We start from the raw sequence: 11,545 nt of genomic DNA on the forward strand, positions 1-11,545 counted from the left end.
CCGACGCCGTCATGGTCATACAATGCCCGCAGCCCATTCGCCAATTCTTGATACACGTGAGGTATCACCATGGAGTTGCGGCAGCTCAGACATTTCCTGGCGGTGGCCGAAACCCTCAACTTCCGTACGGCGGCGGACCGTCTGCACATGACGCAGCCCCCGCTCTCGGTCTCGATCCGCAAGCTGGAGGACGAGATCGGTGCCCGGCTCTTCGTCCGGTCCACGCACAGTGTCGAACTGACCCCGGCCGGCGAGGCGGCCCTGGAGCACGCCCGCGCCGCCGTCTTCCACGCGGCGGAACTGGCGCGGGTCGCCGAATCCACCGCCGCGGGCGCCACCGGGAACCTGCGCGTCGGCTTCGTGGGCTCCGCGAAGAACCGGCTGCTGCCGCTGCTGCTACAGGCCTTCCGGCAGACCTACCCGGGCGTCACACTGAAGTTCACCGAGGACACCAACACGGGCCTGGTCGAATCCCTGGAACGCCACAGACTGGACGTCTGCATCGTCCGTGTCCCCCTGGTCCGCCGGAGCGATCTCCAGTACGTCACGGTGGAGGCCGACCGCTTCGTCCTCGCCCTGCCGAAGGAGCACCGCTTCGCGCGTCAGAAGCGGATCACACTCCGGGATCTCGCGGACGAGCCGTTCATCGACTACACCCAGCACGCCATCCCCGGTCTGCACGCCCTGTCCACCATGTTGTTCCGGGAGGCCGGGGTGACACCGAGGGTCACTCAGGAAGCCGTGCAGGTGGAGACGGTGCTCTTCCTGGTCGGCAGTGGGATGGGGGTGGCCCTCGTGCCCTCCAGCGCCGCCAGGAAGGGCCGCGACGGTGTGGAGTTCCGCGAACTGATCACCGAGGTCGCCCAGCCCCGGCTCGGCCTCGCCGTCGCCTGGAACCCCCGGTACGAGAGCCAGGCCGGACGCCGGTTCCGCGCCCTCGCCGAAGAGGTCGGCGCCGGGTCCGCCCGGCACTGACGGGCGGGGGAGCACGGAGCCGTCGGCGCGGCCGGCGACTACAGGTCCAGGAGTGCCCAGAGGCGGCGGCCGTCCGTGCCGGTGTCCGTCCCGCAGTCGGTCACACCGAGCGCCGCCAGCTCCCGCAGGACCTGGTCCGACGGGGCCGCCATGCCGGGGCAGTGGTTCAGGACCAGCACCAGGGCGTGCGGCCTCTCGTCGGCCAGATGCAGGCTCACCCGTGTGCCGCCGTTCGACGCGGCCGTCCGTACCAGCAGCGAGACGACCCCGGCGACCATCTCCTCGTCCGGCCGGTACCCCCAGGCCCTGAGCTGGCCGACCACCCGTCGCCCCGCGACCGCCGGCGTCCACTCCTGGCGCTCCAGCGGCCAGTTGACGCCGCGGCGGCCGGCCATCATCACCCGGCGCCGGTCCCGGGTCGTGACGCGCCCGGGCGCTCCCGGCCGGGGCGGGTCGGGAAACGGCGGTGAGACGGGCTTCCTGGGCGGAGGCGGTGTCTTCGGCGGATAGTCGCGGCCGCCGCCGGGTCCAGCGTCCACAGGAACCTCCCCACGGTGCCGGGACCCCTTCCCCGCGCCTCTCACTCATCGTAGGGGAACCGTCACCGGGCCGCCGGGGTCCTGCGGTCACGGGACGGGCCCCGGCCGGTGGCGACCGCCGGTGCCGGCCGGCCGATGCCGCGAATTCACCGCGGCGGTACATTTTCCAGGCGCCCCCACATATGTGAGGATTGTTGTTTCCGGACGCGTGTAAATCTTCACCCGATAAACACAGTCGAATATGCGGCAGCCCGGTCATTGAAGCCTGGACGATTGGTCTACTATCGGTCGGGCCGCCTCGTTCCCGTACGGCCGGACGTGCGGCGGGACGTGCGGCCGGACGACGGCGGCACGGTCGCTCGGTAAAGCGGTCGCTCGGTAAATACGCTGCCGATATTCTCGGAAATGGGAGCCCACCGCTTCGCCGGGAGTCTCGCGACTCTCTTTCGGTGGCTGGCTTCCGGTGTGGAAGAAGGGTGTCATCATGGGCCTCTCGTTGCTGCGGCGGGGGAAATCGAGAGCGGGCGGCAAGGGGACGGACGTGCTGTCCCGGATACCCCTGACGGCCGGGGCGCTCGCCCTGGAGGTCGGCCAGCCCAACGGCCACCCCCTGGACGGCGCCGACGTGCAGGTGAAGGCGAATCACACCGGACATGTGGTGATGAAGGGCCGCACCGACCCGTTCGGCACCTTCACCGTCGGCCTGCCCACCGGGCGCTACTCCGTCCTGGTCACTTCGGACGGTCTGCTCCCCGCCCATCTCACCGTCGATGTCGACGCGGGCCGACAGAGCCATTTCCGGGTCACGCTGGAGCGCTCGCGCCCGCTGGAGCCGCCGCAGCCGGGCATCTGGCTCTTCGACCCGCCGCACACCGCCGTCCGGTTCATCGCGCGCCATGTCGGCATGGCCAATGTGCACGGCCGGTTCACCCGGTTCGACGGCGGTGTGCGCGTCGGCGAACAGCCCGAGGACTCCTACGCCGAGTGCACCATCGACGCGGCCAGTATCACCACGGGAAACAAGACGCGCGACGCGCATCTGCGCTCCGCCGACTTCCTGGATGTGGAGAACTATCCGTACATCCAGTTCTTCAGTGAACGTTTCCAGCGCCATGCGGGCAACCGGTGGACCGTGCACGGCAGCCTCACCCTGCACGGAATCAGCCGCACCATCAGTCTGGAAACCGACTACCTCGGATCCGTCAATGGCGGTTACGGGGAAGAACTGCGCTGCGCCGCCAAGGCGCGTACCGAACTCCACCGCGAGGATTACACCCTCAACTGGCGGTCCATGCTGGCCAGAGGAATCGCGATCGTGGGGCCGACCATCCAGCTCGAACTGGACATTCAGGTGATGTTCCGCTGCGACGAGACGCCGACGCCGCCGGAATAGCCGGCCCTCCACCACACGGGGCGGACGCGCGTACGCCCGCCCCGAGCCGTTCCTACGCGGCGCCCGGCAGGGAGAAGACGGCGGCCAGTTCACGCCACTCGGCGCGCGGCAGCCCTCCGGCCGGGTCGTGTGTCAGCACCTGGAGCGCGACATGGTCCGCCCCGGCCGCCCGGTACGCGTCCACGCGGGCGCGTACCGTGTCCGCGTCGCCCAGCGCGAACAGCGCGTCCAGCAGCCGGACACTGCCCCCGTCCGTGAAGTCGTCCTCGGTGAAGCCGAGCCGCAGCAGGTTGCCGGTGTAGTTGGGCAGCCCGAGGTAGAACGAGAGCATCGTGCGCGCGGTGGTCCTCGCCCGGTCGAGGTCGGTGTCCAGGACCACCCCGACCTCGGGCGCCAGCAGCGCGCCCGGGCCGAGCGCCGCCCTGGCCTGAGCGGTGTGCTCCGGCGAGACCAGATAGGGATGCGCGCCCGCCGCGCGCTCACTCGCCAGCGCCAGCATCTTCGGGCCCAGCGCGGCGAGCACCCGGCTCCCCGCGGGCACCGGCTCGGGGGCGGCGTCCAGGGCGTCGAGATATCCGACCATCGTCGAGTACGGACGCGCGTACCGCGGGGCCAGCGCGTCATGGCTCACCCCCAGGCCCAGGACGAACCGCCCCGGCGCGGCCCGCTCGACCGCGGCGACCTGCTCGGCGACGGCGGACGCCTCGTGCTGCCAGATGCTGAGGATGCCCGTCGCCACGGTGATCCGGCGGGTCGCCCCGACGACGGCCGCGGCCTCCTCCACCGAGGGGTTGCCGCCGAGCCAGATCGTTCCGTACCCCAGCTCGTCCAGTTCGGCCACGGCCTCCGCGACGCTCCCGGCGTCACCGGGGGCGGGGTGGTGCAGGGCCGGACTCCAGATGCCGATCGGGCCGAAGCGAGCGGTGCGGTCAGAGGTGTCAGAGGTCATACCTCCGCCAACGGGGGTCCGTACCCACCTATTCCGGCGTCCCGGGAATGTCCCCCGTTCGGACCGAAATCGGCGATCTCTCAGCGTGCCGGGGCCAGCGCGGGCACCGAGGAGGTGGGGGAGTGCGCGGGGTGACCCTGCTGCCGGGCCAGGCCGGTGGGGCCCGCGGGGAGGCAGGCCTGGAGCGCGGCCACCAGCCGCTGGACGTCCTCCTGCGGCCGGACCACCAGCCGCAGGAACTGGCTGGTGCTGCCGAGTTTGTTGCCGCACTCGCGGATGAAGACGCCGTACTGGGTGAGCATCCGGTCCCGCAGCGCCGCGCCGTCCACCCCGTCGGGCAACTTGACCAGCAGGAAGTTCCCCTGGGACAGGAAGACCACCAGATCGGGGACGGCGGCGAGGGTCTGCGCCATGTTGGCCCGGTCGCGGGCGAGCAGCGCCAGGGACTGGTGGTACTCCACCCCGTACTCCTTGAGCATGAAGACGACGCTCTCGGCGAAGGAGTTGAGGTTCCACTTGGGCAGCGCCCTGCGCACCTTGCCCGCGAGCGCCGGATTGGCCACCAGATAGCCGAATCTGATGCCGTGCAGCCCGAAGTTCTTGCCGAGGCTCTTCAGCACGATCACGTTCGAGCGGATGGCCGCCTCGTCGGCGACCGACGGGGCGCGCTCCGCGTCGACGAAGTCGATGAACGACTCGTCCACCACCACCAGATCCAGATCCGACAACTCATCGAGCAGCCAGACAACTTGATGGCGCTTCAGATAGCCGCCGTCGGGGTTGTTGGGGTTGCAGATGACGGCGACCCGCGAGCCGCGCTGGCGGATGAACCGTACGTACTCCTGGAGGTCCAGGGTGAAGTCCTGCTCCTCCTGGAGCGGGAACATGTCCACGCGCTTGCCGGTCTCCAGCGGCTGGTCCGTCCAGCGGCCGAAGGTGGGGATCGGGATGGCCAGGCTCTCGCGGACCAGTAGATGGTCGATCCAGGTGATCAGTTCGGTGGAGCCGTTGCCCATGGCGACCGTCTGGGGATTGAGACCGAGCACCGAGCAGAGTTCGGCGGTGACGGTGTCGGCGTCGCTCGGGTAGTACTTGAGGATCGACTCCAGGGACCCCTGCATACGGCCGAACATCTCGGGCGTGGGGAAGTAGGGGTTGCACGGGATGCAGAAGTCGACGCGCTGCTCATGCGCGGTGTCGGCCCTGCGGTAGGGCCCCGCTCCCGCTGGGGCCGACCCTTCCGCCGGGCCGTTGCCCGGCGACAGGCGGCTCAGCATCGCCCAGGACGGACTGTGCGCGGTGGCACGCAGGAGGCCCGTTTCGAGGGGCTGGGTCATGAAGGAGGTCTCCTTACGGTCGGTGGGTGCGGGGGAGGCGCGCGGTGATCAGCGGGCGCGCCGCCTGAGCATCACGAACATGCCGATGCCGACGACCGCCATGACCCCGCCCACGGCCACCGGCAGGTAGTCGGAGGGCGTACGGGCGGACACGGGGACGGTCCGGGGAGCGGCGGCCGCGGGTACGGGCCCGTCGGCGGAGGGAGTGGGGGAGACGGCGGCGGTCTCCGAAGGCGGTTCGACGGCCGCCTCGGGCGACGACGGTACGGCGGAGATCCCGGGGGCCGGGTCCGTGGCGGGGGCGGGGGACGCCGGCGCGCTCGGGACCGTGGGCTGCCCGGGGGCGTTCTGGCCCACGGAACCGGCGGAACCCAGGGAACCGGCGGAGCCGCCGGGCCCCGTGGAGCCGTCGGCACCCTCGGGGAAGACGACGTCGGAGCACGAGTAGTAGGTGTCCGGGGTACTGGTATTGCGCCACACCGTGTAGAGCACGTGCCGGCCGGTACGGTTCGCCGGAAGCGTGCCCGAGAGGCGGTACGCGCCGTCCACGACCGGCGGGTCCGTGACCGTGAGGAAGGGCTTCCCGGCCAGATCGTCCCAGCGCAGCGGAGCGGTCGGGTCGTACCCCTCCCGGGTGAGATAGAACTCGAACGTTCCCGTGTGCGGGATCGTCGTCCGGTACGTGACGGTGAGCCCCGCGCCGGGGCTCAGCCGGGTGGCCGGCCAGTCGGCCCGGGCGATGTCGAGGCCCCGGTACGCGTCGAGGCCGCCGCTGCAGAGCCGCCCGTCCGGTACGAACTGCCGGTCCCTGCCGTTGACATCGGCGATACGGAGGTTGTCCCACGCCTCGAACGTCTGGCCGCCGTTGGCGCCGACGGCCGCCTGACAGGCCGCCGTCGATGTCGCGGCGCCGCCCTCGGGACCGCAGGCGGCGGTACGGCTCAGCGGATCGGTCGGCGCGCCGTGCGCGTACGCCGGCGCCGCCGTCAGCACCGTCGGGACCGCGAGCAGCAGAGGGACGGCAGCGGCGAGAACCGGGCCGACGGTGCGATGGCGGAACATACCTGACAGACCTCCTCGGCGGGCCCCGACAGCGTCGGCCCCGGCAGCGTGCTGTGTATTACGGCCGGGGCCCGCCGGTTGTTCAGCCGGAGAACAACGATCTTCAGGAGGGGGATATGCCCGATGGGTCTGTCAGGTCCGGTCTGCCGAAGGTCTTTCGAAGGTCGGTCAGATGGGCGCCCCGGGCGGGATCCGGGGCGGCGGGCCGAGCCGTACGGTGTCGTCGCCCGTCAGGAAGGCGCTCAGCGTCGCGGACGCCTCGCGCTCCGCCGGGCCGGCCGCCTCGTACAGCTCCTCGGCGAGCTGCCGCAGCACGGCGGTGAGCCGCGTCCGTACCGCACCGTGCAGCAGGTCGCTCCGCACCGCGCCGACGGCGGCGCGCAGCACCACCCACCCCGCGGTCTCCCGCACCGCCGCGGCCGCGACCAGGCCGTCGTCCGCCGGAGGGTCCCCCCGCCACACCGTGTCCAGCAGGGTGTCCAGGACCTCCCTGGGACCGGGTACGGCCGGATCCGCCGCGTGCTGCCAGCCCAGCCGGTTGAGCCGGGCGGGATCCAGCAGCTCCTGGGTGACCAGCGCCGCCGTCGCCTCCACCGCGCTGAACGGGTCGAAGACCCGCCCGGCCCGGGTGTCGAAGTACTCGGGGCTCCGCCCGTAGCGGATGGCGGGCGGGGTGAGCGCGTCCAGCATCTGCCGCGGCAGGGCGAGGTGTTCGGGGCGCAGCAGCCCCGACAGCTTTGCCAGCGCCTGTCGTTGGACGTCGCCCGCCACCGGTTCGGCGCCGCCACTCGCCTCGCCCGCCAGCCCGTACGCGTAGCGCGTACCGCCGATCAGCCGGGCCACGGCGGCGAGTTGGGAGCGGTGGTAGAGCTGGAGAAGGACCGCGCGCTCCTCCAGCTCGCCGGTCTGCCGGCCGGGCGGCAGCACCGCGCGCGAGAACCCGGCCAGCGCGACCCGCCGGACGGCCAGCGCCTCCTCCAGCGCGGCGAAGGGGTCGGCGACGGGGGAGACCCAGAGCACCGCGTCGGCATGCGCGGCGTCGGGGGCGTGCGCGTCCTCGTCGGTGACGTACGCCAGGCCCTGTTCGGCCGCCGCGCGCCGCAGCGCGGCGAGCGCGCTCTCCTCGTCCGGGCCGTCGTCCTGGAGGCTTTCCTGGATGCCGTCCGGGCCGGGGAAGCGGCCGTAGGCGTGGGCGACCAGGAAGTGGTCCCACGGACCGAGCCCTTCGCCGTACGCCTCCGAGGAGTCCAGCCGGCCGTCGGGGGTGACGGTGATCCGGGGATGCGGATAGTCCATCACCGAGGGGCGGGGATGGTGCGTACTGGCGAAGTTGTGCATGAAGCCCAGCGCGTGACCGATCTCGTGGGCCGCGAGCTGCCGCATCCGGCCGAGCACCAGCCGCTCGACGGCGGCCAGCCGTTCCCGCTCGTCCGGCTGCCCGTACGGGGCGTGCAGCGCCTCGGCGAGCGCGGTGATCTGCTCCACGCGCTGCGAACCGAGCCGGACCCGGCCGCAGATGATCTCGCCGGTACGGGGGTCGGTGAGCGCCTGGCCGTGCGACCAGCCGCGGCCGTCGCGGTGCACCCAGCGCACCGAGTTGACGGCGAGATCGTTGTCGTCGGTCCCCTCGGGCGCCACCTCGACCCGGTAGGCGTCGGTGAACCCGGCCCGCTCGAAGGCCTCCCGCCACCAGTTGCCGCCCTCCACGACGGCGCTGCGTACGGGCTCGGGAACGGCCGGGTCGACGGAGAAGACGATCGGGCGGCGCACCGGGCCCGACGGGGCGGCCGGGTCGAGCGGTTCCAGCCGGAAGCGCGGCTGCATCTTCACCCGGCGGCCGGCCGCCGTACCGGCGCCGTGGTCGTCGTGGCCGATCCCGTACCCGCCGGAGCCCGGGTGGTAGCGCCGTACCGGCAGTGGCGGGTCGGGCAGCGGGATGAGATGGAGCTGCTGGACAACGGTGAGCGAGCCCGGCACCGGCACCACGTCCCGCACCGCCGCGCCCGGCGAGGAGCCGCGGAAGGTCAGCAGCGCGGGCAGCCGGGGACCGCGCGCACCGGAACGCGCCTCGTCCGTCAGCGGGAAGGAGGCCGCCGGGTCGACCGCGTACGGGCCCTGCTCCAGCGCCGCCAACTGCTCGGCCACGCCGTGGAGATCGGTGAGCGCCAGCCCGGTCGCGTCCACGACCACGGCGCCGTCCTGCTCGCGCAGTGCCGGGCCGCTCCACAGCACCGAGGTGGCGAAGGACTCCTCGCCCGCGCGTACGGCGGCGGTGTCACCGGTGGCGAGATGGTGCTTGTTGCGCTGGACGAGCACGACCCGCCCGGCGATCCGCCGGAACACGGCGACCCGCACCTTTCCCGCCTTGCCCCGGTCCAGGGCGAGCCGGCTGGAACCCACACCGTGCGACAGCGAGGCCATCAGCAGAAAGGGGGTGTCGAACCGCCGGACGGCGAGGAGCGGCCGGTGCCCCTCGGCGTCGGCGCACAGTTCGAGGAAGGGGTGGTGATCCGGGGCCGCGCCCGGTGTCCGTGCGGGCGACTGGTCGTTCACGCCGGGCTCGCTTCTCGCTGGGGGATCCGGTCCGTACGGCCGGATCCGGGACGACGGGATCCAGGACGGCCGGATCCGGGGCAGGGAGAGATGCTACGTGCCCGCTCCGCGCGCCCCGCGGTGTGCTCAGCCGCCGGCCGGCTCGGCGGGGATCTCGTAGGCGAGGCGGAAGCGCTCGCCGGGGACGACCAGATCCGCGGTCTCCAGCGGGCGTTCCCCGGCGAAATACGTGCGCTCGATGGCGGCGACGGGCGCGCCGGGCGTCAGATCGAGGGCGTCCGCCTCCGCGCGGGTGGCGGTCCGCGCGGTGACGGTCTCGGTGGAACGGGTGATCTGGAGACCGATGTACGACATCCGCGCCACCACGCTGCTGCCCGCCAGCGGACCGGCGCCCGGCAGCGATACGGGGGTGCCGCCGGTGATGCCGAGCGGTTCCCAGCTCACGCAGAGCATGGCCGGTCTGCCGTCCCGGGTGAGCAGGTACTCGCTGCGGATCACCGGCTCGGCCGCGGGTACCCCGAGGCGCCGGGCGATCTCCTCGGGGGCCTCGCCGGTGGTGGAGCGCGGGGTGCCGCGCACCGTACGGCCGTCGTCGGCGGGGGATCCGTCACCGGGGCGGCCGGGAGCGCTGGGGCGGCCGGGACTACCGGTGCCGCCGGTGTCGAGCACGGCGCGCTCCCTGTCCGCGCCGCCTCCCGGGGAGCCCGCTCCGCGCGCCTCCCCGCCGGCCGCCGTGACCGCGAGCCTGCCCTGCAGCCGCTCCTGGGTCCACGAGCGGGCCATCGTCCCGGAGGAGGGCCGCTCCCGTACGAACACACCGCGCCCCGCGCGCCCCTTGACCAGGCCCTCCGTGGTCAGCAGGCGGACGGCGGCAGTGGCGACGTTCGAGCCGACGCCGTAATGGCGCGCGAGAGCGGCGCGCGAGGGGAGCGGAGCGCCCGGCGCGAACTCGCCCTCGTCGATCCGGCGCCGCAGATCCTCCGCCACCGTCCGGTACGCGGCGATCGCCATCTGTGTCTCACCTTCTGGACCGCGTCTCAACATGCGAGAAGTTTTTCCCGGACCGGCCCGGCCGGAGTCCGCCCGAAACGGATCTTCCGGATGGTTCGCCGCTGGCCTGATGCATCAGGTGCGGCCGAAAATCCACTTCCCACGGCAGTCTGCCACGCCCCGCGCGGAACCTGATGCATCAGGAGGCCGTCCGGTCACGGCCCCGTAGCGGCGCGCGAGGGGTCTGAGCAGCGCTGTTCGGGAGGGGGCGGGGCTTTGCGCGGGGCCCCTGGCCGGGGCTAGCTTTCACTTCCTGTCCGGGGGAAGGCGTCTTACCAGGCGGACAGAACGGTGGACAGACGGGTGGACAGGCATACGGCCCACCCGGACGACAGGTGACCCACCCGCACGACAGGTGAGGAGGACGGACCATGAGCCAGGAGATCGGGCGGCACGCCGCAACCGGTACCGCGCCCCGCGCCGCGATCGGCGAGCACACCGCCGCCACCCGCCGCGTCCTGCTCCTGCCGCCGCTCCCCGGAACCCTCGGCCACGGGCTGCGGATCACCGCCGCCGCCCGCGCGGCCGAACTCGCCGGACAGCCCGGACTCGCCGCCGCCTACCGCGACCTGGCCACCACGGACGACCTGGCCACCACGGACACCGCCGGGGACGAGCGGGACGCCGCCCGGAGGGCCGCCGTCCTCGCCTTCACCGACCGCGTCACCCTCGCCCCTGACCGGGCCGGAGCGGCTGTCCTGGCCGCGCTGAGCGCCCAGGGGTTCGACGCGCCCGCCGTCGTGGCCCTCGCTCAGATCTGCGCCTTCGTCTCGTACGAGGCGCGCGTCGCCGCCGGACTGGCGCTGCTGGCCGGCGGCCCGGCCGCCCGGACCGACGGCCTGCCCGTCACCGAGCCGGAAACGGCCGGGGAGCCGGAAGCGGCCGGGGCCGGGGCGGGGCCCGCCGTGCCCGCCGTGCCCTTCACGCTCGACCAGCTCACCTGGCTGCCACGGATCCCCGCCGTCGACGTGGACACGCTCACCGCGGAGCAGCGCGCCGTCATCGACGCGCACGCCACGCTCTCCACGGCCTCTCCGTACTACCGCACCCTGCTCCACGACCCGGCCGCGCTCGACCACCGGACCCATGTCTACAACGCGGTCATGTACGGCCGCGGCGGGCTGCCCCGCGCCGAGCGCGAGCTGGCGACCCTGGTGGTCTCCCGGGTCAACGGGTGTGTGTACTGCGCCTCCGTGCACGGCCGGAAGTACGCCCAGCTCTCCCGCGACGAGGCGAAGGCGCTGCGTGTCCTGCGCGACGGGGCCGACGCGTTCACCACCCCAACGAGCACGAGCACGAGCACGAGCACGGGAACGGCCCCGGGTGCCGTCGCCGACCCGCGCGGCTCCGCCGTCGCCCGCTTCGCCGAGGCCCAGACCCGTACACCCCCGGGGGCCGGCGCCCGCCACCTGGCCGCGCTGCGCGCCGCCGGGCTCGACGACGCCGAACTGACCGACTTGGTCCACGCCGTCGCCCTCTTCGGCTGGGCCAACCGGCTGATGCTCGTCCTCGGCGACGCGCACCTCCCCGGCACCCCGCTCCCGGACACCGGATCCCCGCGCACCGACGCACGGGAGTCCTGTAGTGGGACGTCGGTCCCCGGGCCACGGACCGGCGACGCGTAGCCGCCGTCCCCGTGGCCCCCGGCCCGACGTCGCCCCACGGCGCCCGTCGCCCCCTGCCCGTA

General features: G+C 72.9%; 9 protein-coding genes. 3 read left to right on the top strand and 6 right to left on the bottom strand.

Annotation, left to right across the window (positions count from 1 at the left end; genetic code table 11):
* Positions 1-69: 69 nt before the first annotated feature.
* Entirely contained in the window at positions 70-975 is a 906-nt protein-coding gene (locus ACIQ7D_RS03105; RefSeq protein WP_403933002.1) for a LysR family transcriptional regulator, read from the top strand.
* A gap of 38 nt (positions 976-1,013) precedes the next feature.
* Here ACIQ7D_RS03105 and ACIQ7D_RS03110 read toward each other — a convergent pair whose 3' ends face one another.
* Positions 1,014-1,514: a hypothetical protein gene (locus tag ACIQ7D_RS03110; protein WP_403933004.1), complete on the bottom strand. Its 501-nt coding sequence runs from the start codon at positions 1,512-1,514 to the stop codon at positions 1,014-1,016.
* A gap of 484 nt (positions 1,515-1,998) precedes the next feature.
* On the opposite strand from ACIQ7D_RS03110, the gene ACIQ7D_RS03115 reads away from it, so the two are divergent.
* Entirely contained in the window at positions 1,999-2,907 is a 909-nt protein-coding gene (locus ACIQ7D_RS03115) for a YceI family protein (protein WP_403933007.1), read from the top strand.
* 52 nt (positions 2,908-2,959) lie between these two features.
* On the opposite strand, the gene ACIQ7D_RS03120 is transcribed toward ACIQ7D_RS03115, so the two are convergent.
* The 5 genes from ACIQ7D_RS03120 to ACIQ7D_RS03140 form a co-directional block, all read right to left on the bottom strand.
* Complete coding sequence (locus tag ACIQ7D_RS03120) at positions 2,960-3,856, bottom strand: LLM class F420-dependent oxidoreductase (RefSeq protein WP_403933009.1); 897 nt, start codon at positions 3,854-3,856, stop codon at positions 2,960-2,962.
* 80 nt (positions 3,857-3,936) lie between these two features.
* On the bottom strand, positions 3,937-5,193 hold the full coding sequence (locus ACIQ7D_RS03125; protein ID WP_403933012.1) for a pyridoxal phosphate-dependent aminotransferase: 1,257 nt from the start codon (positions 5,191-5,193) through the stop codon (positions 3,937-3,939).
* A gap of 48 nt (positions 5,194-5,241) precedes the next feature.
* Positions 5,242-6,255 carry a lytic polysaccharide monooxygenase gene (locus ACIQ7D_RS03130; RefSeq protein WP_403933015.1) on the bottom strand — a complete coding sequence of 338 codons (1,014 nt, stop codon included), beginning with the start codon at positions 6,253-6,255 and terminating at the stop codon, positions 5,242-5,244.
* Between the two features lie 168 nt (positions 6,256-6,423).
* Positions 6,424-8,808, bottom strand: a complete 2,385-nt coding sequence (locus tag ACIQ7D_RS03135; protein ID WP_403933018.1) for a zinc-dependent metalloprotease — start codon at positions 8,806-8,808, stop codon at positions 6,424-6,426.
* 126 nt (positions 8,809-8,934) lie between these two features.
* Complete coding sequence (locus ACIQ7D_RS03140) at positions 8,935-9,819, bottom strand: GntR family transcriptional regulator (RefSeq protein WP_403933021.1); 885 nt, start codon at positions 9,817-9,819, stop codon at positions 8,935-8,937.
* A gap of 410 nt (positions 9,820-10,229) precedes the next feature.
* On the opposite strand from ACIQ7D_RS03140, the gene ACIQ7D_RS03145 reads away from it, so the two are divergent.
* Positions 10,230-11,483, top strand: a complete 1,254-nt coding sequence (locus ACIQ7D_RS03145) for a peroxidase-related enzyme (RefSeq protein WP_403933023.1) — start codon at positions 10,230-10,232, stop codon at positions 11,481-11,483.
* Positions 11,484-11,545 lie beyond the last annotated feature (62 nt).

Origin of the sequence: Streptomyces sp. NPDC096310, assembly GCF_044763125.1 — a bacterium.
Taxonomy (GTDB): domain Bacteria; phylum Actinomycetota; class Actinomycetes; order Streptomycetales; family Streptomycetaceae; genus Streptomyces.